This window comes from Coprococcus sp. HPP0074 (assembly GCF_964238105.1).
In the GTDB taxonomy this organism is placed as follows: Bacteria; Bacillota; Clostridia; order Lachnospirales; family Lachnospiraceae; genus Faecalimonas; species Faecalimonas umbilicata.
In genome coordinates this window covers 101,265-126,834 of sequence record NZ_CAXSKS010000008.1, presented here as the reverse complement: position 1 = coordinate 126,834, position 25,570 = coordinate 101,265, and the positions used below count along the sequence as shown (strand labels likewise).

25 protein-coding genes are annotated in these 25,570 nt (G+C 43.5%); 6 read left to right on the top strand and 19 right to left on the bottom strand.

Going from position 1 to position 25,570, the window contains the following annotated elements:
- Window positions 1-3: 3 nt before the first annotated feature.
- Window positions 4-879, bottom strand: coding sequence for a diaminopimelate epimerase (gene dapF / locus ACESPO_RS11080; RefSeq protein WP_035103138.1), 876 nt, complete (start codon window positions 877-879; stop codon window positions 4-6).
- A gap of 286 nt (window positions 880-1,165) precedes the next feature.
- Here dapF and ACESPO_RS11075 point away from each other — a divergent pair, with 286 nt between their 5' ends.
- Window positions 1,166-2,008: an AraC family transcriptional regulator gene (locus tag ACESPO_RS11075; RefSeq protein WP_499788841.1), complete on the top strand. Its 843-nt coding sequence runs from the start codon at window positions 1,166-1,168 to the stop codon at window positions 2,006-2,008.
- Between the two features lie 45 nt (window positions 2,009-2,053).
- On the opposite strand, the gene mnmM is transcribed toward ACESPO_RS11075, so the two are convergent.
- The gene (mnmM, locus tag ACESPO_RS11070) at window positions 2,054-2,617 is read right to left on the bottom strand and encodes a tRNA 5-(aminomethyl)-2-thiouridylate-methyltransferase MnmM (protein WP_016439796.1); all 564 of its coding nucleotides are present in this window, start codon (window positions 2,615-2,617) and stop codon (window positions 2,054-2,056) included.
- A gap of 172 nt (window positions 2,618-2,789) precedes the next feature.
- On the opposite strand from mnmM, the gene hflX reads away from it, so the two are divergent.
- Window positions 2,790-4,043 (top strand): GTPase HflX, encoded by a 1,254-nt coding sequence (hflX, locus tag ACESPO_RS11065; protein ID WP_499788840.1) that lies wholly within the window; start codon window positions 2,790-2,792, stop codon window positions 4,041-4,043.
- A gap of 19 nt (window positions 4,044-4,062) precedes the next feature.
- On the opposite strand, the gene ACESPO_RS11060 is transcribed toward hflX, so the two are convergent.
- From ACESPO_RS11060 to ACESPO_RS11030, 7 genes are all read right to left on the bottom strand, one after another.
- Window positions 4,063-4,590 (bottom strand): tetratricopeptide repeat protein, encoded by a 528-nt coding sequence (locus tag ACESPO_RS11060; protein ID WP_320853236.1) that lies wholly within the window; start codon window positions 4,588-4,590, stop codon window positions 4,063-4,065.
- A 95-nt stretch (window positions 4,591-4,685) separates the two neighbouring features.
- Window positions 4,686-6,554 (bottom strand): heavy metal translocating P-type ATPase, encoded by a 1,869-nt coding sequence (locus ACESPO_RS11055; protein WP_116441182.1) that lies wholly within the window; start codon window positions 6,552-6,554, stop codon window positions 4,686-4,688.
- 13 nt (window positions 6,555-6,567) lie between these two features.
- Complete coding sequence (locus ACESPO_RS11050) at window positions 6,568-6,936, bottom strand: ArsR/SmtB family transcription factor (protein ID WP_009263611.1); 369 nt, start codon at window positions 6,934-6,936, stop codon at window positions 6,568-6,570.
- Between the two features lie 139 nt (window positions 6,937-7,075).
- Window positions 7,076-9,121, bottom strand: a complete 2,046-nt coding sequence (locus ACESPO_RS11045) for a heavy metal translocating P-type ATPase (RefSeq protein ID WP_499788837.1) — start codon at window positions 9,119-9,121, stop codon at window positions 7,076-7,078.
- An 18-nt stretch (window positions 9,122-9,139) separates the two neighbouring features.
- A complete protein-coding gene (locus ACESPO_RS11040; RefSeq protein ID WP_499788836.1) occupies window positions 9,140-9,538 on the bottom strand; it encodes a hypothetical protein in 399 nt (132 codons plus the stop codon).
- A gap of 202 nt (window positions 9,539-9,740) precedes the next feature.
- Window positions 9,741-11,435 carry a proline--tRNA ligase gene (locus ACESPO_RS11035; protein WP_499788835.1) on the bottom strand — a complete coding sequence of 565 codons (1,695 nt, stop codon included), beginning with the start codon at window positions 11,433-11,435 and terminating at the stop codon, window positions 9,741-9,743.
- A 219-nt stretch (window positions 11,436-11,654) separates the two neighbouring features.
- Window positions 11,655-11,855, bottom strand: coding sequence for a hypothetical protein (locus ACESPO_RS11030; protein ID WP_035103140.1), 201 nt, complete (start codon window positions 11,853-11,855; stop codon window positions 11,655-11,657).
- A gap of 374 nt (window positions 11,856-12,229) precedes the next feature.
- On the opposite strand from ACESPO_RS11030, the gene ACESPO_RS11025 reads away from it, so the two are divergent.
- On the top strand, window positions 12,230-12,838 hold the full coding sequence (locus tag ACESPO_RS11025; protein WP_016439802.1) for a hypothetical protein: 609 nt from the start codon (window positions 12,230-12,232) through the stop codon (window positions 12,836-12,838).
- A gap of 349 nt (window positions 12,839-13,187) precedes the next feature.
- Here the strand turns inward: ACESPO_RS11025 and ACESPO_RS11020 are convergent, their stop codons facing one another.
- Window positions 13,188-13,493: a hypothetical protein gene (locus ACESPO_RS11020; protein WP_499788834.1), complete on the bottom strand. Its 306-nt coding sequence runs from the start codon at window positions 13,491-13,493 to the stop codon at window positions 13,188-13,190.
- On the opposite strand from ACESPO_RS11020, the gene ACESPO_RS11015 reads away from it, so the two are divergent.
- Both ACESPO_RS11015 and ACESPO_RS11010 read left to right on the top strand, forming a co-directional pair.
- The gene (locus ACESPO_RS11015) at window positions 13,492-13,959 is read left to right on the top strand and encodes a hypothetical protein (protein WP_016439804.1); all 468 of its coding nucleotides are present in this window, start codon (window positions 13,492-13,494) and stop codon (window positions 13,957-13,959) included. The genes ACESPO_RS11020 and ACESPO_RS11015 overlap by 2 nt on opposite strands.
- 80 nt (window positions 13,960-14,039) lie before the next feature.
- Window positions 14,040-14,930, top strand: a complete 891-nt coding sequence (locus ACESPO_RS11010) for an XRE family transcriptional regulator (RefSeq protein ID WP_119987479.1) — start codon at window positions 14,040-14,042, stop codon at window positions 14,928-14,930.
- A 305-nt stretch (window positions 14,931-15,235) separates the two neighbouring features.
- Here ACESPO_RS11010 and ACESPO_RS11005 read toward each other — a convergent pair whose 3' ends face one another.
- On the bottom strand, window positions 15,236-15,379 hold the full coding sequence (locus tag ACESPO_RS11005; protein ID WP_165851565.1) for a hypothetical protein: 144 nt from the start codon (window positions 15,377-15,379) through the stop codon (window positions 15,236-15,238).
- Window positions 15,380-15,414: 35 nt separating this feature from the next.
- On the opposite strand from ACESPO_RS11005, the gene ACESPO_RS11000 reads away from it, so the two are divergent.
- Window positions 15,415-15,897 (top strand): GNAT family N-acetyltransferase, encoded by a 483-nt coding sequence (locus ACESPO_RS11000; RefSeq protein ID WP_499788831.1) that lies wholly within the window; start codon window positions 15,415-15,417, stop codon window positions 15,895-15,897.
- A 59-nt stretch (window positions 15,898-15,956) separates the two neighbouring features.
- On the opposite strand, the gene lpdA is transcribed toward ACESPO_RS11000, so the two are convergent.
- The 8 genes from lpdA to ACESPO_RS10960 form a co-directional block, all read right to left on the bottom strand.
- Window positions 15,957-17,426 carry a dihydrolipoyl dehydrogenase gene (lpdA, locus tag ACESPO_RS10995; protein WP_270666565.1) on the bottom strand — a complete coding sequence of 490 codons (1,470 nt, stop codon included), beginning with the start codon at window positions 17,424-17,426 and terminating at the stop codon, window positions 15,957-15,959.
- Between the two features lie 37 nt (window positions 17,427-17,463).
- Entirely contained in the window at window positions 17,464-18,141 is a 678-nt protein-coding gene (locus ACESPO_RS10990) for a uracil-DNA glycosylase (RefSeq protein WP_009263620.1), read from the bottom strand.
- A 60-nt stretch (window positions 18,142-18,201) separates the two neighbouring features.
- Window positions 18,202-19,662, bottom strand: a complete 1,461-nt coding sequence (locus ACESPO_RS10985) for a sensor histidine kinase (protein WP_008977416.1) — start codon at window positions 19,660-19,662, stop codon at window positions 18,202-18,204.
- Window positions 19,662-20,339, bottom strand: coding sequence for a response regulator transcription factor (locus ACESPO_RS10980; protein ID WP_008977417.1), 678 nt, complete (start codon window positions 20,337-20,339; stop codon window positions 19,662-19,664). Before ACESPO_RS10980 ends, ACESPO_RS10985 begins: the two co-directional genes overlap by 1 nt.
- 177 nt (window positions 20,340-20,516) lie before the next feature.
- Window positions 20,517-23,888, bottom strand: a complete 3,372-nt coding sequence (locus ACESPO_RS10975) for an ABC transporter permease (RefSeq protein WP_499788829.1) — start codon at window positions 23,886-23,888, stop codon at window positions 20,517-20,519.
- Between the two features lie 8 nt (window positions 23,889-23,896).
- Window positions 23,897-24,601, bottom strand: a complete 705-nt coding sequence (locus ACESPO_RS10970) for an ABC transporter ATP-binding protein (protein ID WP_008977419.1) — start codon at window positions 24,599-24,601, stop codon at window positions 23,897-23,899.
- Between the two features lies 1 nt (window position 24,602).
- Entirely contained in the window at window positions 24,603-24,806 is a 204-nt protein-coding gene (locus ACESPO_RS10965; protein ID WP_499788827.1) for a hypothetical protein, read from the bottom strand.
- Window positions 24,803-25,390, bottom strand: coding sequence for a TetR/AcrR family transcriptional regulator (locus ACESPO_RS10960; protein WP_499788825.1), 588 nt, complete (start codon window positions 25,388-25,390; stop codon window positions 24,803-24,805). Before ACESPO_RS10960 ends, ACESPO_RS10965 begins: the two co-directional genes overlap by 4 nt.
- Window positions 25,391-25,570 lie beyond the last annotated feature (180 nt).

Here is a 25,570-nt window from a genome sequence, read left to right as displayed (position 1 = left end):
CCTCTACCGTTCCTCTACGCTTACCGCAGCTCTTAATCGCTCGCCAAACTCGCTGCTCAGTGAAATCTTTCCTATATAAAATACTTCCCCTGTTGCAAATACTTCCCAGTCATCCTGAATCTCTACTTGAAGCTTTCCGCCCGGCATATGAACCGTCACACCTGGATTTGTCATGCCAAGCTTATATGCAACGCCCGCTGCAGCACACGCACAACTTCCGGATGCCAATGTATAACCGACTCCTCTTTCAAAGATCTCAATCTGGATATTCTCCTGGTCAATCACTTTTAATAGCTGTGTGTTGATCTTATTTGGGAAATATCTGGCAATCTCCGCATAATCACCAATCTTACAGACAAGTGGTTTAGAAATCTCTCGCATCGGGATCACACAATGCGGATTTCCGATTGACACACAAGTAACCGGATATAAAGTTCTTCCAAATACCATGTCTTCATTGATGACTTCTCTGCGCTCTCCCGTTACCGGAATCTCATCACTCCAGAAAGAAAGCTTTCCTGCCGAAGCGCGCAGCCTGCTTCCATCCTCATTCAGATATGTTACCTGAATAGCTCCGCTCAGTGTGTAGAAGGTTACATGCTTCTTCTGAATGTATCCGGCATCCTTCAAATATTTTGCAAAAATACGATCTCCATTCCCACTTTTCTCCGCTTCACTTCCATCCGGATTCCATACTTTCACATAAATTCTATCTTCCTGAAAAATAGGTCCTTCGAGAATTCCATCCGAACCCATCCCAAAATTTCTGTCACAGATCATTCGGACATTCTCTTTTGTCAGCTTTAACTCATTTTTATTCGGATCAAATACAAAGTAATCATTTCCCAATCCATGATATTTTTCCAACACAATATTCATCACTGTAACCGCGCCTCCTTTTTCTTCATCATAACAAGCATTATTCCGTAATAATATAGAAATAGTGCTTTCTATATTGCAGATAGTGCTGTATAATCATCGTAACAGCTATGAAGCACAACCGTAGTACAATTGATTTTTTATGATCTGCTATTACTATATAGGAAATGATTTGTTGATATTCTTTCTCTCCCTAAACAGGAAAAATAATCTTAGGAATCCTCTGACCCGTACGATGCAACACACTGTTTCCTAGCTGAAAATCGAACACAAGGAGACTGCCTTTATGGAAACTTACGAGAAAAAAGGATACTTATACAGCGATTTCCGCCTGTTTTACCTGACGGACACCGCTTCCAAGGAATTTGAATATCACTATCATGACTTTGATAAGATCACAATTTTTCTGAAAGGAAATGTCCAGTACACGATTGAGGGGAAATCTTACCAACTACAGCCTTATGACATCGTCCTTGTCAGCCACAATGATATCCATAAGCTAAACGTACAAGATTCGGAACCATATGAACGAATCGTCGTCTACATCTCCCCGGAATTTATCAATACTTACCAGACGGCAGATTATGACCTCAGCGAGTGCTTTCAAAAGGCAAAAAAAGAACATACGAACGTACTTCGGACACACTCCCACGCAAAAAACACGCTGGTGCGCGCCGTTGACAATCTGAAACATTCATTTTCCGATGTCGGATACGCCAATACGCTCTATCAGAAAATTCTCTTTCTGGAATTTATGATTCATCTGAATCGTGCAACCTTGAATGAACAGTTGGAATTTATCGCCACAGACCATTGTAATACAAAAGTTGTGGAGCTTCTCCAGTATATTAACCGAAATCTGACCACAGACTTAAATATTGATGATCTCGCTGCCAGATTTTATGTCAGCAAATACTATATGATGCGTCTGTTCAAAACCGAGACCGGATATACGATCGGAAACTATATCAATTACAAACGATTACTGCTCGCCAAAGAACTGATTGCCTCCGGAGAGCCAATCACTCAGGCGTGTTACGACTGCGGATTTAAAAACTATTCCACGTTCTCGCGTGCATACAAATCTCACTTTGGAGAATCTCCCAGACAGATTCGCGATACCCTCTGACTTTCGTTCCGGCAATGAGACGCTCCTTGCTAAAAAATAACGTCTCTATAATTTAATCACAAATGCCGGAACCGGAGGATGATTCGGGCGATTATAGTATTCACTGACGATCACAAGATATTTCTTCGGATCAAGTTCTTTCAGGTAAGCTAAAATCCGCTCTTTTTCTTCAAATCCACTGTCCCCTCCACTATAAATGCAAAGACTCATCAACCCATCTTTCTTCAATAGTCGCAATCCTTCCTCGATCGCCTGCACACTCGTATCTGCCTTTGTCGCAAGTGTATGATCCCCTCCCGGCAGATAGCCGAAATTAAACGTGATGCAGCTGACTGTATTTTCCTTTGCGTAAGCTCCCATATGCACATGGCTGTCCAGCACAACTTCTGTCCGTTCTGCATATCCACATGCATCTATCTTTCTTTTTGTCTCCTGTACCGCCTGCTCCTGGATGTCAAAAGCAATGACGCTTCCCGATGCTCCCACAAGCTCTGCCAGAAGAAGGGTATCATGCCCATTGCCAGCAGTCGCATCGATACAAATATCCCCTTCCAGCACATGCCCTCCGATAAAATGATGGCACCATTCGGTAATCTGATATTTCTTCATCTTTATCCCCGCTTTCCCTTTTTCAAAATTTATACATGCATTATACTATTGATTCGAAATACCGTCACCTACTTTTGAGCATCTTGCGGAAAAACATTACAAAGAACCTCAATCTATGTTATGATACATATATCTATATCAATTTGCCCTCCTTCGGGCAGAAAGGACTTTTATGCAATTATACGATTTAAAGGAAACAAAAGAACGTGTCATCCTCGTCGGTGTGCAAGCAGATGACAATGAAGATACAGAAAAATCACTGGATGAATTGGAAGAACTGGCACAGACTGCCGGGGCCGAGACAGTTGGACGGATCATCCAGAACCGGGAGCAGATCCACCCTGGCACTTACGTCGGCAAGGGAAAACTGGATGAAATTAAAAATCTCCTCTGGGAGACAGATGCCACTGGAATCATTTGTGATGATGAGCTCTCTCCTGCACAACTTGGAAATCTCCAGGATGCACTGGATACAAAAGTCATGGATCGCACTTTGATCATCCTTGACATCTTTGCAGAACGCGCCTCTACAAATGAAGGTAAAATTCAGGTGGAACTTGCACAGCTGAAATACCGCCAATCCCGCCTGGTTGGTCTTGGAAAATCACTTTCCAGACTCGGCGGCGGAATCGGTACAAGAGGTCCCGGAGAGAAAAAACTTGAAATGGACCGCCGTCTGATCAAAGGACGCATTGCCCAGCTAAACCGTGAGTTAAAAGATGTCAAACGGCACCGGGAAGTGACCCGTGAGCAGCGAAGCCGCAATCATATCCCGGTCATCGCTATCGTCGGCTATACAAATGCAGGTAAATCCACACTGCTAAATCGTCTGACCGGATCCAGTGTTCTTGAGGAGGATAAGCTGTTTGCCACTTTAGATCCAACGACCAGAGGACTGAAACTTCCAAGCGGTCAGGAAGTGCTTCTGACAGATACCGTCGGATTTATCCGAAAGCTTCCTCATCATCTGATCGAAGCATTCAAAAGTACATTAGAAGAAGCGAAATATGCAGATATGATCTTACATGTAGTCGATGTTTCCAACCCACAGATGGATGAACAGATGTATACCGTCTACGAGACACTACAAAATCTGGATGTCAAAGATAAAGTGGTCATCACCGCTTTCAACAAGCAGGATCGACTGACAGAAGTTCCGATCATCCGTGATTTCAAGGCAGATCACATCGTAAATATCTCTGCGCGGACCGGTCAAGGACTGGATACCCTGCAATCTGTCATTGAACAGATTCTGCGCGAACGAAAGATTGAAATTTCAAGAACCTATTCTTACGCCGATGCCGGAAAGATCCAGCTGATCCGTAAATACGGAGAACTTTTGGAGGAAGAATACCGGGAAGATGGCATCTTTGTCCACGCATTTGTCCCAAAAGAACTTTATGGAAAAATAGAAGGCAGGGAGTAATCTCCACTGCCTCTTATTTTTATCTTGTCCGCAAAAATTCTGCTTCTTTCTTTGCCGCTTCATCGTCAGGGTATTTTGCAATATATTCTTCTATCTTTGCCTTTGCACTCTCCCAATCATACAATTTTTCATAGGCGGCAATCTGATTAAATTCCATTTCCTGTGTCAGTTCTGCACTGTTTCCCTCTGACTGTAACCCAAGATTATAATGATTCAGTGCACTCTGATAATCACCAAGCTGCATCTCACAGGAAGCCAGCAGATTATAGAGTGTCCCCGTCTTTTCTGTACCTGCATTCAATGCTTTCTGAAATGCATTTCTCGCCTCTTCATATTTCTGCTGTTCCCAGTAGACAAGTCCCATTCCTAAGTATGCCTCTGCCTGCTCCTCCCCTGACTCTGCTTCCTTTTGAAAAAGTTCCAGTGCCTCATCATATTTTTTCTGCTCAAACAGTTCCATACCTTCCTCCGTCGCTCTGGTACATCCGGCAAAAACTAGAAGCATAAATACCAGCACACACAGCGCCCATTTTTTACTTTTCAACACAATTCCTCCCTGATTCATTATTTTTCCACATACATTTCGTCATGCTGTGGATTCCCCATATTCTTTCTTTTCCTGACAACTTGCAGACATTTTCCCTATCCCGGATATTTCAGCAGACACAGCGCATTAAATAATGTAACCAGCATAATGATCACATCTGCGGTAATCGCCGTCCACATAGAGATCAACCCCGTTGCCGCCAAGGTCAGTAAAATCAATTTCATGCCGATTGACAGCACGGCATTCTGGCGGATTGCTCCGATTGTCTCCCTTGCAATCCTGAGGATTACAAGAATCATCGACGGATCATCTTCCATCAAAACGATATCTGCCGCTTCCACCGCCGCAGCAGCTCCAAGTGTTCCCATCGCAATTCCGATATCCGCCCGCTTTAATACCGGGGCATCATTGATACCATCACCAACATACACTAACTTCTCATCTTCCTGCTGAGAATCAATAAACTCCTCTACCTTCTCAACCTTTTCCGCCGGAAGCAGATTCGTATAAATGTGATCCATGTTCAGCAACTTGCCAACAGCTCCTCCTACAATCTCATTATCCCCTGTCAGCATGACCAATTCCTTATGATACCGCCTTTTCAGAATATCCATCGTCTCCCGCACTTCTTTTTTCAACGTATCACCGATCACAATATATCCCGCATAAACTCCATCGAGTGCAACATACACGATCGTACCTGCTGCACGCACTTTTGGAACAGCAATCCGCAGTTCCCTTAAAAGTTCTCGATTTCCTGCATATGCCGCCTTCCCATCAATCAGAGCATAGATCCCCTGTCCCGGAATTTCCTGAACTACCTCGATCCGCTGTTTCTCTACTTCCTTTTTATACATTTTCTGCAGTGACATAGAAATCGGATGATTCGAAAAGTACTCGATATATGCTGTCAGCTCCAAAAGTTCTTCTTCCGTCATTCCCTCCGGATGAATTTCCTTTACTTCAAACACTCCCTCGGTCAGTGTTCCGGTCTTGTCAAACACAAACGTATCTGCCTTTGTCAGAAGTTCTAGCTGATGACTGCTTTTGATCATTACACCTTGTCTTGCTGCCGCTCCGATTCCTCCGTAAAAGGTCAGCGGAATTGAAATAACAATCCCCCACGGGCACGCAACAATTAGAAATGTGAGCGCGCGGTAGATCCATGTGTACCAGTCACCTTCTGCAAATGTATTTGGCGGAACAATCGCCAAAAGAGCTGCCGCCAACATGATGATCGGCGTATAAATCGACGCAAACTTTGTGATCGTCCGCTCGCTGTCTGTCTTCGTATCATTGGCTTTCCGCACCATCGCCATAATCTTCGCAGCCGTAGAATCTTCATATTTCTTTACCACTTCCGCTTCCAACGCCCCGGTCAGATTAATGCTGCCACTATATAGCATCGCCCCTGCCGTCACAGTCTGCGGAAGAGACTCTCCAGTCAGTGCCTTGGCATCAACCATACTTTCCCCTGATAACACTCTGCTGTCCACCGGAATCCTCTCTCCCGGACGGATCAAAATGATATCGCCACATTCCAGTTCCGATGGCTCCACTTGCACTTCCTGCTCATGACTCTTTCGATTTGCAAACTCCGGGGCAATGTCCATCATATTTGCAATAGATTTCTTTGATCGGTACAGCATGACTTCTTCAAGAATCGAACCAATCTGAAACAATAATAAAACAGAAATGCCTTCTACATACTGAAAAATAAGAAAAGAGCATGCTGTCGCAATAAGAATCAGCAGATATTCATTAAAAATCCGCTTCTTACAAAAACTCCGCACAGTCTTTTCCACCACACCAGCTGCGATTATCATATAAGTCGCCGCAAACAAAATAACTTCCTGCTGCAGCGTAAGATCCATTTTCTTTAAAAACACCAGTTCTCCCAAAAACGCTGCTGCCCCGATTCCTGTCAGTAACATATTTCTTCTGACTGCTCTGATTCCTCCCACTTTCGCTCTCCTCTTACTCACGAATATGTTCCATTCCCTGATTCATAATGGTTTTGATATGGCTGTCCGCCAGCGAATAGAACACGGTTTTTCCTTCTCTTCTGTTTGTCACAAGCTTCATCTGCTTCAAAACACGCAGCTGATGCGAAATTGCAGACTGTGTCATCTGAAGTACCTGAGCAAGATCACAGACACACATCTCTGACTGAAATAGCACATAAAGCATTTTTACTCTTGTCAGATCTCCAAAGACTTTAAAAAAATCTGCAAGATCCTGCAGTTCATCTTCCACAGGCATATCCTTTTTCACTTTTTCCACCGTCTTCTCGTGCACATGTTTTAGCTCGCACTGCTCCACTTCCGCTTCCTCTATTTTCTTCATAATGATATCTATCTCCTTCATTTCTGTTTCATTATCGTTCACTTTGATTTTGTTTGTCAATACTTTTCTTACATTTCACAGAAAAGGAAGTGCTGCTTCCATGGATTTCCACTTCGCATCACTTCCTCCTGATATATTTCTATTTTTTCTTATATAAAATACGGATAGAGTTTAGTACACAGAGCATTGCAACTCCTGTATCCGCAAACACAGCCAGCCACATATCCGCAAATCCTGCCAGCCCAAGCACCATAACAACGACCTTAATTGCCAATGCAAACAGAACGTTCTGCTTCGCAATACGGTTTGTACTTCGCGCAATCTCCAGCGATGCCGGAATTGCCTCCATCGAAGAAGTCATAAACACCACATCAGCAGCTTCAATAGCTGCATCGGCTCCGCTTCCCATCGCTGCTCCGACATCCGCTCCTGCAAGTACTGGTGCGTCATTGATTCCGTCCCCGACAAACATTACCGAACCATTCTGCTCTCGGATTTTTGTCAGCTCACCTAACTTTTCTTCTGGCAGAAGTCTTGCATGTACTTCATCAATGCCTGTCTGCTCTGCTACTGCTTCCGCGCTTTCTTTTGCATCTCCGGTCAGCATTGCAGTGCGTATTTTCTGCCGTTTCAGTTCCTGTACCGCCGAGACAGCATCTTTTTTAATCGTATCAGAGATCACAAGAAATCCCGCAAATTCTCCATCAACTGCAACAAGTACTTCCGTTCCATATGACCCCTTTGGACCATTTGTCAAATCTACCTGATACTGTTCCATCAGCTTCTGATTTCCACAGAGAATCTGTCTGCCATCCAAAACTGCCTCAATTCCTTTTCCAGAAATTTCTGTGATCCGTTCCGGATCAAGAACAGACACCTTTCTCTCTTCTGCTTCCAAAAGAATGCTTGTTCCAATCGGATGAGTGGAATTCTTCTCACAGACTGCGGCAAGACGGAGTAATTCTTCCTCTTCCATTTCATTTGCCACACATTTCTGCACAACAAAATTTCCTTCTGTGATTGTTCCCGTCTTATCCATGACAACGGTCTTTACTCCTTGCAGCGCCTCAATTGCAACACCACCTTTGAATAAGATTCCTCTCTTAGATCCTGCTCCGATTCCCGAGAAAAAGGCAAGTGGCACACTCAGTACAAGCGCACATGGACAACTAATAACTAAGAAAGTCAGCGCCGTATACACCCAGTAGCTCCAGTTTCCAGTGACAAGTGATGGAAGAATCGCCGTCGCAAGAGCAAGCGCCACAACAAACGGCGTATAGACTCTTGCAAATCTTGTGATAAACTTATCAATTTTCGGCTTGCTAGCAGCTGCATGTTCTACAGAATCCAGAATTCTTGTCACCATGGAATCCTCCAATACCTTTTCTACACGCATCTTCAACAAACCTGATGTGTTGACACATCCAGATACTAAAGAATCTCCTTTCTCAACTTTGACCGGAACTGGTTCCCCGGTTACCGGTGAAGTATCGATCCTGCTCTCACCATCTATTACTGTACCATCCAGCGGAATACGATCTCCCGGCCGCACGATCAAAAGATCTCCGACTTGTGCCTGCTCTGCCGGAATGACTTCTGTCACCCCATTCTGTTCCCGGCTGACTACTTCCGGTCTTAAATCAACCGCACTCATGATCTGTCCACGGCTCTTTTCCACAGCAATATGCTCAAACATCTCTCCAATCCGGTAAAACAGCATGACACCGACTGCTTCTGCATATTCCTGGATTGCAAATGCACCAAGTGTTGCAATACTCATCAGGAAATTTTCATCGAGCATTCTTCCCTTACAAATATTTTTTCCCGCAGTAAGCAGAATCTCCCATCCAAGCGTCAAATAAGAACTCACAAATAAGATGGTAGAAAATAATTCGTATTTGTCCTTCAACAAAATTCCCGCAAGAAACAATCCCGCTCCTGCTACAATTTCTATGCGTTCCCGTTTCTGTTCTCTTTTCTTTTCCTGCTCCCTCTTTTTCTTTTCTTCTTTCTTATTTACCGATACCTTCCTTTTTACAATCACTTCAGACTCAATCGCAGCACAGATCTTCTGAAATTCCTCCAGCAGGTCCTTGTCACCTTCCGTGACCACTTGAAGCTGATTTGTCGTAAATGTGATTGTCGCCTCTTTCACCTCAGGCAGCGCCTGTATCCTTGCTTCCATCTTGGAAGCACAGTTCGCTCATCCAAGATTATCAAGCAGATACGTCTGTATTCTACCCTTTCTATGTGATGAAATAGACTTTTCTTTGTTATCCTCATTCTCCTTGTTCTGGTGGGAATGTGCGTGGTGATGTCCTTCACAGCCACAAGTTTTCCCATGCTCATGGTGGGAATGTGTATGCTCGTGATCATGATGATCTCCTCCGCAGCCACAAGCTTTTCCATGCTCATGGTGGGAATGCGTATGCTCGTGATCATGATGATCTCCTCCGCAGCCACAAGCTTTCCCATGCTCATGGTGGGAATGTGTATGCTCATGATGATGTTCCCCACAGCCACAGTGTTCATGAATCTCTTTGTCAACAGATTCTGTCAGCTCTGTCTCTCTGTCTTTTTTTGTTCTTTCCTCTATTTTCATGCGTAAGCACCTCCTAAACATATGAATAACTGTTCATATGTTCATATAAACATTTTTCAATCATTTTGTCAAGTCTTATCTCCTATTTTTTATTTTATCTTTTCGTTTTACACATGACTGACAGAAACTGTTGGTCAAAAACCATAAGAAAAGCAGCTAATCCGAAAACTAACTGCTTGTCCCTCATCTGATTTCTTCAAATTTATTTCTGTAATTCTTCTTTTACCAGTTTTATCACTTCACCCAAGGCAATCTCACGATTCTCTGCTGCTGTTCTGGCACGGAATTCTACCTTCCCCTCTTGAATACCTCTTCCGACAGTAATGCGATATGGGATCCCGATCAGTTCCATATCTTTGAATTTTACACCCGCACGTTCTTTTCGATCATCCAGAAGTACATCAATGCCTTCTTTTTTCAATGCCTCATACAATTCACTTCCAATACGCATCTGCTCTTCATCTTTGCTGGATACAACGACCACTACAACCTCAAACGGCGCTACACTTGCCGGCCAGATAATTCCAGCCTCGTCATTGTGCTGCTCTACAATTGCCGCCATACAGCGTTCCAAACCAAAACCATAACAGCCCATTTCCACCGGATGAAGTTTATTATCCACATCTTGATATTCCAATCCGAGTGTCTTTGCATATTTTGTTCCCAGCTTGAACGTATTTCCAACTTCGATTCCCTTACAGAATTTTAATGGCTTTCCGCAAACCGGACAGACATCTCCCTCATGCACCTGTGCGATATCCGCAACAATCTCCACCTCAAAATCCTTCAGATTTACATTAACAATATGGTGATCTGTTTTATTTGCTCCAACGATAAAGTTCTTCATGTTTGTGACCTCACGGTCCATAACGATCGGACACTCTAAACCAACCGGTCCCGCAAATCCAACTTTTGCATGTGTAACACGTTCCACTTCCTCAAACGGCGCAAGCTCTATTTCATTTGCCTTTAGAAGCTTCAACACTTTTGTTTCATTCAATTCCCGATTTCCTTTTAAGAGAAATGCCATTGTTTTTCCATCTACCGTATAGATCAGTGTCTTCACAAATTCATTTACAGACTTATGGAAAAATGCAGCAACTTCTTCCATCGTGCGTGCATTCGGTGTTTCCACAACCTCCATCACCTGTTCCTCTGCATCTGACGGCTCACTCACATCAATCACCTCTGTAATTTCTAGATTGCTTGAGAAATCACAGCCGTCGCAGGTGACAATCACATCTTCCCCGATATCTGTAATTGCCTGAAATTCCTCGGATAAAGATCCACCCATCGCTCCTGTATCTGCTTTTACAATCTTGTAATTTAACTTACAGCGCTCCATGATATTCTGATAGGCGTGGAACATTTTCATATAGGATTCATGCAGACCTGCTTCATCAATATCAAATGAATAGGCATCCTTCATAATAAACTCACGCACACGGATCAAACCATAACGAGGTCTTGTTTCATCTCGGAATTTCGTCTGAATCTGATACAGATTATAAGGAAAATCCTTATAGGAACTTCCCTTCATCATAGCTGCCATCGTAAATAATTCTTCATGAGTCGGACCGAGAACATAGTTCTTCTGATAACGGTCTTTCAGCGCAAACATGTTGGAACCAAATGCCTCTCTACGTCCACTTTTCTCATAAATTTCTTCTGGGATCATAGCCGGCATCAACAGTTCCTGCGCTCCTGCAGCATCCATTTCTTCCCGCACGATTTCCTCAATCTTTTTCAGAACACGTTTTCCCATCGGCATGATCATATAAATTCCGCTGCTGCTTTTTTTGATCATTCCTGCCCGCACTAATAAATTTCCACTTGTACTATCTTCTTCTTTTACATTTTCCCGCAGTGTATAAAAATACGAATTACTTAACTTCATTTACTTCCTTCCTCCAATAATCAATTGCTCATTTACTGCATTTAGACCTATTATAGCAAAACTGAGATTTGAAAACCACCTCTGTCTATATGTAAATTTTCATTTTTCCCAGAAAGATGGTCAGATTTTCTTCCTGGGTGGCGAATCCATAGACTTTTTTTATTATACGGAACATAAAATGTCATTGAATCACCTCCATTGAAAACGAAAACACGGCCGCTAATAAGAAAAACCCGGAAAGAAGTTCCAGCCGAATATCGCTGCATTGGAACACTTCCCGGCCATATTTTTCATTCTTGAATACCCAAATCTCTTTTCCAATCTTTTTCCTTTGCACCGTTCTCCAGTCAAGACAACCCTATACTTCAAGTACAAAGGGAAGAATGAAGCTGCCATGCAAAACAATCCCAACATCATCATATCACTTATCTCCTTATGCAGACATTATAGCATTTGCCCGATCTCTCGTCATCCTTTTTCTACTGCCTGATTGGGAAATGAATGGGTGACAAATTGTGAAGAGATATCACTGATTGTCTTTGCAAACAACATGATTTTTATAGAATAGACGATATCGCCATTTGCTTTATGCGGTCTGTATGATATGATATTTCTATATCTAATATAAGATATTTTCTCCCTCTTCCATTACATAACCAGTGACAAAATCCTTTCACATACCTACTGATTGATTTCTCCGGCAAACAAATGAGAGGCACATTCTGATTCTCCATACCTCAGAAGCAGCCACACAGAAACAAAAGGAAAAAGAAGCAAAAAAGGAAAAAACGAACATGAAAAACTCTGAAAAAAAGAAACACATCTACTTGAAAAACTATCCCAATGTCTATCGAATCTTTCAAAAGACTTTACGATTCTGGTATGCAAAAGCCATAGGAAGTATTATTCTCTGTATCTTCATGACAATTATTTCCATCCGTTTGCTTCACAAAGGATCCATCGAAACAGCGATTCTCTTCGGATTTTTTACGTTACTTATCGGGGTGACAACGCTGCTCTATTTTCTCGGGAAATACCAGATGCTTACTTCCTCTGATCTCACGAAATTAGAAAAAGCATTGCAGACGTTACAAAAGACCGTTGGAAACCGTTTCTTTTTTACAGAATCAGCAATTATCATTCTGAATGATTTTTCTCTTTGCTATTATGACTGCCGAAAACTAAAACGAATCTATTTTTCCGATGAACGGGAACGTGGTAATCTTTACCAGAATGCAGTAATCCACTTTGTCAAAAAAGATGGCAGTGAAGAAACCATTTCCCTTCGGTGCGATTGTTCTGAATTTCTCAGAACAATCCGGACTTACTATCCAAAGATTCAATTGCCGAAAATACCTCTGACTTTCCAGCCTATTTCTGAATCTTCCTGGAAACGTCCTTAATCTTCTCTTTCAGAAGTTATTTTGATTTTTTATGCCAATTTCCCTTTCACTTTTTCAACTGATTCTTTATCATCCAGCACTAAGGAGGTGTTCGCATTGTCATCCGGACAACAACATGATTATAATTATCTCGAAAATGAGACAGTCTTGCTCCAGAAGGAGCAGTTGATCAAACAAAATTCTCGGAGTGCCCGCCTTATAGCAACAGGAAAGTTTTTGGAACGGTCTTTCTTTGTGCTTACCGCATCAGGTATATTCCTCCTTCTTCTGGAAGGCGGACAAGTACACCACGACTGGGCAAAGATTCTACTGCTTATCATTTCCATCGCTCTGCTGCTTTCTCTGATTTTCAGCGTTGCCCTGCTATATTCCTCAGATATTCTGCACCATCGTTTCTGGAAATGTCCGAATTGCGGCGGTGAACTTCCGCTTCTGACCATGCCGCGGACATTTCTAACCAAACAGAGATCTGTACAGAATCCTGACCTCTATGATCTATGTATAAAAAAGCAGATTCAATGCGTACGACTTCCCGGAAGTAATCTTCTGATTCCTTCCCGCTGCCCGCACTGTGGTGAAAAGTTCTGGAAATACCAAAAAAACATAACAGACAATAATACTTCTCCCTCATAATACGAAAGGACTGATCTTCCATGCAAAAAATATCCGCTGGAGTTTTTAAAAATTTCCCCCGCTTCTTTTTCATTCCATTCCTTCTGGCATTTTTATTTCTTACGCTAACCGCCTGCCAGTTTGAGGATTCCTCTCTACGAGAAGATACGACTACTTTTTCAAAAATTCCTGAACAATATTTGTCTAAGATCCAGATTTCCGACATCAAACAAATTGAGCGTATTTCCATCACGGGTGGAAAGGATTCTCCCACCTCACAGAACCTTTCCAAAGAAGAAATTTCTGCCTTCACTGACTGGATGCATCAACTCCGTTTTCACGGGGAGATTTCGCGCAAGGAAGCGCTCTCTTCCGGTGCGGTCACTTACTACCATATTTTCTTCTTGGACGGAAGCAAATTAACGATCAGCCCTGGGGAAATTATGCAGATGAATGACACTTACTATCGCATGAACGCGGAAGTTTCCACGATAAAACCACCATGTTAACTTGCGTTGCTTGCCTTTTCTTCCCCTGATTTTTATACTGGCAGTGGAACATCAATCTACATGTGAAAGGAGACTTCGATATGTTAGGAGATCAAATTAAAAAATATCGAAAAGAGAAGAAAATGAGTCAGGAGGAACTGGCAATCCCTCTGAATGTTGTCCGGCAGACCGTATCAAAATGGGAAAATAATCTCTCCGTACCGGATGCGGAACTTCTGATCCGTCTCGCAGAAGTGTTAGAAATTTCTGTTGCAGAACTGCTTGGGACAGACGAACAACCACGTTCAGAATCCCTCTCTGCAGAAACTCTTGCTATAGAACTTGCTCGCCTCAATGAAGAGCTTGCCAAACAAGTGCAGGAACGGAGTCTTTCTTCCCGCGCCGAGCAAAAGCGGAATCTGATTCTCTTTTTCTCGATGCTTTCTATGCTCTTTGCACTGATCATCGACAATACTATTGTTTCCGTTTTACTGACCTTTGCCTGCCTTCTGACAGCAGTCATCATTCTGTACCGGAATACTGCTCTGCTCACCCGCACGACAACCTCCGTAAAAAAACTCGGTGCCGTTCGAATTACAACCCTTTTTAATATTGGCGTCCTCACTGTCTGTATTGTAACTTTTGTCTTGTCCGAGATGGGCATCCTTCCTTTTTCCAATACCGATGGGAAATTTTTTGCAATGCTGCTCGTATCTGCCATTATCCTTTTTACCGGCATGATATCGACAAGACTTCCCTTCAACAGACATACCGGATTGCGACTTCCATGGACCGTACACGACGAAGATACCTGGAATGTAGCTCATCGTGTCCTTCATGATCTGTCCATCCCGATTGTGCTTCTCTATCTGGTCTGCACACTGACTGTCCCGGATTTTGAGACTGTCACATTATGTGCGGTGGCACTTTGGGTCGGTCTTCCTTCAGTAATCTCCGGCGTCTTTTTCTGGAAAAAGATGCATGGCCGCTAAAAAAGTACACGTTTCAAAAAATGGGAGATTGCTGTAGCATGATTTCATTCTCTACTGCATCATGCTACAATACAAAAAAATATTCTATTAGATACAGGAGGTTCTACGCCTATGTCACAACTGCAAGCAAACCATTTCAGCCATATAACACTCAGACCTTACACCCCGAAGACTGTGAAGAAATCAGCATTCTTTTCTGTCAACTACCCACGACCTAAAGGTCATGGGCTTGTAACTGCCCAGTCGTACGAACGACATACGTCTCCGACTTTTAACCCCAAAAGATATTGCTATCTAAAGTGGCGTTACATCATAGGGTGGTTGACAACACCCTTTACGGATAAGATATGCTCATCTGTAACTGTATCAGGTACTAAACTTCCCATGCCATACAGTAATAATGTCTTTACGATTAAGATTTTACGCAGTACACGAATTTCGTATTGCAACCTCATATCTTGTCAATGTACAAAAGAGTGCCTTGATGAGCAGCACATCGAACGGTTTTCTCTTTAAGAACTGCTACAGTCAGTGTAGCATATTTAACAACAATCAACTAGGCTCCTCCCGCCAGCAGATGGATGTATGGGCGACCGGTTCCATAGATCTTGCTGCATGGAATAAGTCTTTTCTCGCGCATACATCCTTTGTCGCTGTCGATGGGGAAACAATTGCTGGATTCGGCGATATTGATTCCTCCGGCTACCTAGACCGTCTCTATGTCCACAAAGATCATCAGGGAATCGGTATTGCTACTGCACTCTGCGAGAAACTGGAAGCATCTGTGGAAAGTGCGACAGTTACCACACATGCCTCCATCACTGCAAGACCATTTTTCGAGCACCGTGGATATGTTGTAAAAAAAGAGCAACAGGTCGAACGACAGGGAATCCTGCTGACCAACTATGTAATGGAAAAACAGCAAAAAAATACAACCTCGCAACGTGTACTTTCTAATTCACTCTAGAGGTTGTATTTCCATATTTATATTCTTAAGATTTTGAATAACTTTTATTTCATATTTTTCTATTCCCTGCTGTCTTCCACTGCCTTGGAAACCGCCTCATTAAAAGTCGGATGTGCACGCATCGCATACATTAGCTGTCGGGATGTCAGACCGTTGGCGATCGCTGTCGCCAGTTCCCCGATCATATCTGTTGCCCGCTGACACATGATCTGTGCGCCCAGCAGTACGTCACTGTCTGCGGCAAACAGTACTTTGATAAATCCCACTTCCTCTTTTGATAAAATCGTCTGTCCATTTGCGTCCATCCGGTAACGCCCACAGCGCACTGGGATGCCTTTCCTCTCTGCCTCTTCTTCAGTCAGTCCGACCGTTGCAATCTCCGGATTCAGATACAGACAGTTTGGGATGATCGACATGGAGACAAACAGACAACTTGGCACGATGGATAAGATGACTGACGGTTCTAAATTGTTCATGCGCTCCACAACATATTTCGCCTGAGCGGAAGCAACATGCGCAAGCTGAACTCCTCCGATCACATCTCCAATCGCATAGATGCCCGGGATATTTGTCATGAAGAATTCATTGACAAGCACTTTGCCGTGATCCATGCGAATCTTCAAGTCTGCTGCAAACAATTCTTCCGTATAAGGTTCCCTTCCCACAGATACCAGCACTGCATCCGCGGAAAGAATCTGCTTTTTCCCTTCGGACATCAAATGACAGCTTACACCATTCTCTTCTTTCTCGAACCGCTCTATCAAACTTTTCTTATACACATGGATTCCACGCCCGACAAGAATCTTCTCCAAAGCCTCAGCAAACTCAATGTCCATCGACGGAAGAAGCCGCTCTCCCAATTCTATCACAGTCACTTCTGAACCGAGCGCCTGAAATACAGTGGCAATCTCCAGTCCAATGACACCGCCTCCTACAACAACCAGCCTGTCATAACATCTGTCCTTCGCCTGAAGCAGTTCTTCACTCGTCATTACTTCCGACAACTCCTCCCCAGGAAGCCCAAGTTTCCTCGGCGCTGCTCCGGAAGCAATTAGAATTTTATCTGCCTCATAGATAACGGTATCTAGTATATCGGCCGGGTTCTTTCCATCATCTGACAGTCCACTGCCAACGGTACGCTTCTGCATATGTGCCATTTTTACGACCACTCGTTTATCTGCCTGAACCTGTGCAATTCCCTGTACAAAAGTAACACCAAGTCTTGAAAATTCTTCCTCGATTGCTTTCCGCATTTCTACGACGGATTCCTCTTTATACTGATATAATTTCTGCAAGTCAAATCCGATTTCCTTTGCATAAAGTCCGAATTTCTCACAGTCTTTCATATCTTTATAAATCGTGGAGGCATGCAGCAATGCTTTTGTCGGAATGCACCCTCTGTTTACGCAAGTTCCCCCTGCCTCTTTCTTATCTACAACAAGTACCTTCATTCCCCGTTTTGTTGCCTCAAGCGCCGCTACATATCCCCCCGGTCCGGCGCCGATAATCAGAAGATCATACTTTTCCATAGTCACTTTCCTCTCTTTTCTTTTATTTTTCAATCGTTCACTCTATCTTATCAATCTGCCAGTCAACCGGCTCCACTCCATTTGCCATTAAAAATGCATTTGTCTGGCTAAACGGTCTGCTTCCGAAAAAACCACGGTAGGCAGAGAGCGGACTTGGATGTGGCGCTTCCAAGATCAGGTGTTTCGGATTATTTAACATTGCTTTCTTAGTCTGTGCCGGTCTTCCCCACAAGATAAATACGATTGGTCGATCCTGTTCATTCAGTACCCGAATCGCTGCATCTGTAAATTCTTCCCAGCCAATTCCCCGGTGCGAATTTGCCTGATGAGCGCGCACCGTCAGAACTGTATTGAGCATCAATACGCCCTGTTTGGCCCATTTGACAAGGTATCCATGATTTGGAATTTCACATCCAAGATCATCATGCAGTTCCTGATAAATATTCACCAGTGACGGTGGAATGTCTACTTCCGGTTTCACTGAGAAGCAAAGTCCATGTGCCTGTCCTACGTTGTGGTATGGATCCTGCCCTAAAATGACTACTTTCACTTCATTTAATGGTGTCAGATGAAATGCATTGAACACATCATCCGCAGGCGGAAAGATCTGTCTCGTCCGATACTCCTGATTGACTGTCTCAAATAATTTCTTATAATATGGCTTCTTAAACTCTCCTTTTAATGCTTCTAACCAAGCTCCGCTAATTGCCGCCATCTTCTTTTCCTCCTGCTTTTCCTAACTTTTCTTTTGTTTCCTTTTTCCTGCCGGTATCTGTTATTTCATATCCAACTCGAACCAGAATGCTACCCCATTGTCATAATTTTCTACCCCAAATTTCTGATGAAAGGACTCCATGATCGCCTTCACGATAGAAAGTCCGATTCCATTTCCACCGTACTCCCGCGAATGCGCTTTATCTACTTTGTAAAACTTATCCCAGATCCGTTCCACATCTTCCTGTGGAATCGATTTTCCGGTATTGAAGACAGAAATATGTGCTTTCTCTCCTGTTTCTTCTACTTTGATCTCGATAATCCGCTCTCCCTCCACATGGTGGATTGCATTGCTGATATAATTTCGCAGCACCTGCTCTGTCTTAAATTCATCTGCCCATACATAGATTGTCTCTTGCATTTTCAGGCTCACCTTCGCCTCGGCCTGCTGGATCAAAATCTCACAGCTTTGCAGCACTCCGCGGATTAAGCCTGCCAGATCAAATCTTGTCATGGACAATCCGTCATCTCCAGATTCCAACTGATTTAATGTCAGCAGATTTTTTACCATCTGGTTCATCTTATTGGCCTCATCGATGATGACGTCACAGTAAAATTCCATGCTCTCCGGATCATCATGGATCCCTTCTTTCAGTCCTTCTGCATAACCCTGGATCAGTGCAATTGGCGTCTTCAACTCATGGGATACATTTCCGATAAATTCTTTCCGGCGCTCTTCCTGTTTTTCCTTCTGTTCAATATCTTTTTGCAATTCAAAGTTTGCGGTCTTTAACTGGGAGATTGTCTGCTCCAGTTTTTCCGACATTCGGTTAAAGCTGTCTCCCAATACCCCAATCTCATTGTCACCGCCGCTTGTATATTTGGCATTGAAATCAAGATTCGCCATCTTCTGCGAGAGCATAGCAAGCTCCATGATGGGATCTGTGATCTTTCTGGAAAAATACCAGACGAGAATACAGCTCACTCCGATCATAATGCAGCCCACATACGCAAGAAATCTCGTAGAAAGTTTTGCTCCCTCCCGAATACTGTCAAGCGGTGTCCGAATCAGAAAATGGTATCCACTGTCAAAACTTCCCCACATTTCAATATATTCTGTTCTGCTTCTGATATCCTTCGCCTTCCGTATTTCATAATAGGATGTCTGCTCTAAGATCTTTCCGTCCTGCTTATCAAGAAGATAGCCGTTTAACTGACTGTTCAGCTCATCCTCTCCCTCTTTCATCATACCGATGACCGGATTTCCTGATCGGTCGCGCACGATAAAAGATATATTTGCCCGCTCTGCAAGACGTTTCATAGCTTCCAAAGACTCCGTGTAAATCACACTGCTTCCGACAGACTCATTTAACATCTGGTACATATTTTTTAAGTCCTCTTCCTTGTTTGCAATGTAATAACCTTCCATGAATCTTCCATTGATCAAAAGTGCGATGATCATAGTAAATGCAACTATCCCGACACTTAAAATAGTAATCTGACGTTTGATCGAATCTCTCATTACTCTACCTCAAATTTGTATCCCATCCCCCAGATGGTCTTAATGTACTCACCTTTGTCCCCCAGCTTATTTCTCAACTTCTTGACATGTGTATCGATCGTTCTCGCATCCCCAAAATAATCGTAATTCCATACATTATTCAAAATCTTTTCTCTCGAAAGTGCGATTCCCTGATTTTCAATAAAATATGCCAACAGTTCGAACTCTTTGTAACTTAAATCTATCGGAACTCCGTCAATCTTCACCTCATGTGCTGCCTTATCCACAGAAATGCCACCTGCATCCACAACTTCATCTGCCGCAAATACATTCGTTCTTCTTAAAATAGCCTCAACTCTCGCAACAAGAATCTTTGGACTAAACGGCTTGGAAATATATTCGTCTACCCCAAGTTCGAATCCTTGCAACTCATCCCGCTCCTCTCCTCTGGCCGTCAACATGATGATCGGTACTTTCGAGTGCATACGCACCTCCCGGCACACCTGCCAGCCATCCATCTTTGGCATCATCACATCGAGAATGATCAGTGCAATATCATTCTGCTCATAGAAAATGTCCATCGCCTCCATACCATCTGCTGCCTCGACAACCGTGTATCCACTTCTTGTCAGGAAATCTTTGACAAGCTTTCTCATTCTGCTCTCATCATCCACCACCAATATTTTTAATTTATCCATCAAACATTCGCTCCTTCGTTTTTTCTCATCATAACAAATACTTGTGTCACTTTTGTGAAAAACAAAAATATCTCCAGGTACGAGATTTATTATACCATACCCGGAGACATCCCCGACACTTTTTTCTAAATGCAGTCTGAATTTTTCAATAACATTCTCGTCGTCTTCTGTTTCTTTCTATTCAACACTCTTTAATGATTCCACCATATTGATCTTCTTCAGTTTGAAATACATCACACAATTTACAAAAACAGAGAATCCACATGTAAGCAGTGCGCTGTACAGAAAACTAAACCCTTTGATCGTTCTTGCAAACATCACAGTATCAATCTCAACAGTCGTAATCACGAACCGGTGAAGGATACTGCCCAATATCACCCCGACAACTGTTCCAATCAATGTCAGAAGAATATTTTCACGGTATACATAGGCAGAAACTTCATTATCATAAAATCCAAGTACTTTGATCGTCGCAAGCTCCCGCTTCCGCTCATTAATGTTAATATTATTCAGATTGTAGAGCACAACAAACGCTAACAGCCCCGCAGAAATAATCAGCACAACGATGACAATATCCAGACTTTCCAGCATCTCATCCATTTGTTCCTCTACATTATAAGTATAGGAAACATTGAGCGCCGCACGCTCCTCGAGCACTTTTTCTCCGATTTCCTTTAACTTTTTCTCATCAAATTCTTTCATCTTAAAGTAAATATTATTTGCTTTTGGAAATGCACCAAACATTTCTTTGTAAATTTCAGGAGATACATAAAGATAATGCTCCATATAATTTTCACATACATTTGTGATCGTCAGTTCTTTTTTGTCACCATTTTCCCCTTTCACTGTAATCGTATCGCCCTTCTTTACCTCGAGTGTCTTTGCCATCTTCTCTGTCAAAATGACGTCCCGCTCTCCAAGCTCAAATGTTTCCTGTGTCTTTCTGTCACGGTAGACTAAAAATTCCTGATTTTTCTCTAAATCTTCCGGCACATACAGATATACGTCTTTCTTTATCTTTCCCTTCTCTACATTTGTTTTCTTTAAATATCCTTCTGAAGCCTGACTGATCTCCTTCTCCCCTTGCAGATACTGCTCCAGTGATTCCTTATCCTTTTCATCTGCATCTGTATTTAAGATAATCATCCCATCATATAAATTCAGTTCTTGATATTGAATCCTTCCTACATCAAAGATAGAATCCCTCAGTCCGAATCCGACGATCATCAGCGCCATACATCCACCGATTCCAAAGACCGTCATAAAGAATCGCTTTTTATATCGGATCAGATTCCGGATCGTGGATTTCCATATGAAACTTAATCTGCTCCAAATAAATGTGATACGCTCTAAGAAAACGCGTTTTCCCTGCTTCGGAGCTGGCGGGCGCATCAACACTGCCGGTTGGGATGCCAGTTCTTTATAACATGCAAGAAGTGTCGCCGCACTTGTGCAGATCACTGCCGCACCTGTTGCCATCGCCGCATATCCCCAATGGTAAGGGATCACAATATCCGGCATATGTATATAAATGATCTTATATGCAGTTACAATAATATACGGAAATACTTTCTCTCCGAACAATACTCCGAAAATACTTCCTCCGATCGTTGCCATCAGCGCATAATTCAGATATTTCCCTGCAATACTGAATTTCCCATAGCCAAGCGCTTTCAGCGTTCCGATCTGTGTACGCTGTTCCTCAACCATCCGCGTCATCGTTGTCAGACTGATCAATGCCGCCACAATGAAGAATAGTATCGGAAATACTTCTCCGATTGCCCGCATACGGTCTGCGTTATCTCCATATCCTACATAGTCAGAAAGTGTGCTTCTGTCATTGACATACCACTTGGCATCTTCAATATCCGCAATCTTCTGCTCTGCATCTTTGATCTTATTTTCTCCATCTTTGATCTCGGCTTCGGCTTCTTTTTTTCCATTTTCATATGCTTCTTTTGCCTCAGCAAGTTTCTTTTCATTGACTGCGATTTCATTTTCTCCCGCCGCAAGCTCAGCCTCCCCGGCATGGATTGCTTCCCATCCGGCATCAATCTGCCGCTGTCCTTCTGCCGCCTGCGCTTCTCCGGCATACAGCTCATTTTCAGCTTCTGTAAGCTGTCCTCTTGCTGCTTCGATCGCAGTCTTTCCTTCCTCCAACTGTGTTCTAGCCGCCGCAAGTTCCTGCTCCTTCTGTACAATCACCTGTTCTGCCTGCGCGATCTGGTCTGCTGCCTGCGCTAACTGCGGCTCCAATTGTGCGATTGTCTTCTGAAGCGCTGCAATCTGCACCTCTGTCTGTGGAATCTGTTCCTCTGGGATCATCCCATTTTCCAGCGCCGCCTGCAGTTCTGCCAGCGTGATCTTCATCTGATCTAATCCTGCTTTCCCTGCCTCGTACTCGGCTTTCTTTGCTTCCAGTTCTATGCGTCCGGCTGCAATCTGCTTCTCTCCGGCTGCAATCTGTTCCATACCTGTCTCGTACTGACTTCTGAATTCCTCTTCTTTCGCCGCAAACTCTGCTTTCCCCTGTGCAAGCTGTGCCTGTCCATCTGCAATCTGTGCATAAGCTTCATCGACTGTCGTCTGGCTCACGAGAAGTTCATTTCTTCCTGCTTCCAGTGCTTGTTTTCCACTCTCCAGCTGTTCTTTTGCACTTTGTAACTGCGCCTCAGCATCTGTAATCTTTGCTTTTCCGTCAGAAAGTTCTTTCTCTGCTTTCTTCTTTCCTTCTTCCAATTCCGCTTTTGCATCGGAAAGTTCTTCCTTGGCATCTCCACGGATTTCCTCTGCGCGGAGCGCTCCCTGCCGTTCTCCAATGGATTCAATCCGCTCTGCAACCTTCTCCACCTTCTGATCGTATTCCTCTGTAAATGCGGTCTCCTCTTCTGCTCCCTCCACTGAAACGTAACACTCTGTGTATGCTTCTGTCACAAAAGATTCTTTTGGCACGGCAAGAAAACCGCTGACCTCTCCATTTCCGATCATACTGCTTCCACGGTGAAAAGAAATATACTCCGGACTGCTTCCTGCACCTACGATCCGAAATGTTTCCTTCGTAAACGTATCTGTAACCAGATCCTTCGTTCCACTGATCAGCGTGATCTCATCCCCGACCTTTAAATCTGATCCCTGGATAAAATCTTGATCGATCAGACACTCTCCGTCCTTTTTCGGCATTCTTCCTTCTTCCACAGTATACTGGTTCATCGAATCTAAAATCGACGATACATGAAGCACTTTCTGATTTCCATCACGCTCAACCATTACATCCGCGGAGTAGCCGGGTTCTGCCTGTGCCACTCCTTCCAGTGACCGGATTGCTTGCACATCATTCTCTGTCAGCCCAAGCGTTCCCATCACCTTCAGATCCATCAAATGATTCCGGTCAAAATAAGCATCCCCGGAATAGCGCAGATCCGGCTCAGATGCCCGGATTCCTGAAAAGAACGCGACACCCATTGCCACGATAAAGAAAATGGACAAAAAGCGCCCCAGACTCTTTCGTATTTCCATATAAAAATCTTTTCTCAATGCTCGTTTCTTCATCTGTCTCCCTACCATTCAATCGTTTCTACCGGTACCGGATGTGCATTCATCTCCATACTCTCCACACGGCCGTTTTTAATATGGATCACACGATCTGCCATCGGCGCAAGTGCAGAGTTATGTGTGATAACGATCACGGTCATCCCCTTATTTCTACAAGTATCCTGAAGCAACTTCAAGATTGCCTTCCCGGTATTGTAATCAAGCGCTCCCGTCGGTTCATCACACAAAAGCAGCTTTGGATTTTTTGCCAGCGCCCGGGCGATCGACACTCTCTGTTGTTCCCCTCCAGAAAGTTGTGCCGGGAAATTATTTAGTCTTTCTCCCAACCCGACTTCCTCAAGTACCGTCTTTGCATCCAGCGGTTCCTTACAGATCTGAAGCGCCAATTCTACATTTTCCAACGCAGTCAGATTCGGAACAAGGTTATAAAACTGAAAGACAAATCCAATGTCCTCTCTGCGGTAGCCGATCAGCTGCCGGTTAGTGTACTGTGCCACATCATTTCCATCAACAAGCACTTTGCCGCTCGTTGCCGTATCCATACCGCCAAGAATATTTAATACCGTCGTCTTTCCCGCACCACTCGGGCCGACGATCACGACAAACTCACCTTTTCCAATCTCAAAGTCAATGCCATCCACTGCTCGGATCTCGACTTCTCCCATTTGATATATTTTTCTTACATTTTCCAGTTTTACAAAATCCTTCATGTTATGCCCCTTCTTCTTTTATGATAATCCCAAGCCGCTTTGACAGTTCCACTGCCTGAATCATCTTCCGCAGGGAAGTCTTAAAGAAATTCACTTCACTTAATTCCACATGCTCCCACCGGACTTTCCTGCAAAAGCAGTCTGATATGCCTGCTGCACGAAAACTGCTCTCTGCCGCTTCTATCAATGGTTCCTGCCTCTTCATACAGTCACCTCCAAAATAGCGCCTTCCAGCCCTTTTGTCATCAGCTTTCCGGTAAGCTCCGCCATCTCCTTCGGGCTTTCCATACAGCCCCGCTCAATCCAGTACAGCACAATTCCGATCACCCCGGACGTACAATAGCGAAACTGTACCTGAAATGCAAATGCCTGACGATTACAGGAATCTTCAAATGCAGTCAGATATTTCTCAAAAACTGATTCCAGCACTTTCTGCCCGACTGAAATCCGAGTGCGATTCTCCAGCATCAGCATGCAATATTCTCTTCGCTCCTTCAAATATGAAAAAATAATCTCAAGCACATCGCTTGCATTCTCCCGCAGCTGCTGCGGAGTAAACTGCTCTGTGGCCTCAGCTGCCACAGTACACATGTGATTTTCCAGATCATCCAGAATCCCATAAACATCTGTATAATGAATATAGAATGTGTTTCTGTGGATCTTGGCGCGCTCTGTCAGCTCCCGGATGGAAATCTCATTGATACTCTTCTCTTTCGATAGTTCCAAAAGTGCCTCTAATATTTTCGCCTTCGTCCGCTCCGTTCTGCGGTCTGTTGCCGTCTTTTCCATTGCAAGCTCCTTCAATTCATTTCTGTGTATTTTCCTATGCATTTGCACAGTAAATATAATTTTATAGTAAAATTTCATTTGGAATTTGTCAATAAAGGAAATATGAAATTTCTATAAAAGAACAGCGCAGGCAATTCTGACTGGATAAGCATATCTATGCGATATTTTCTTATCTTTCAG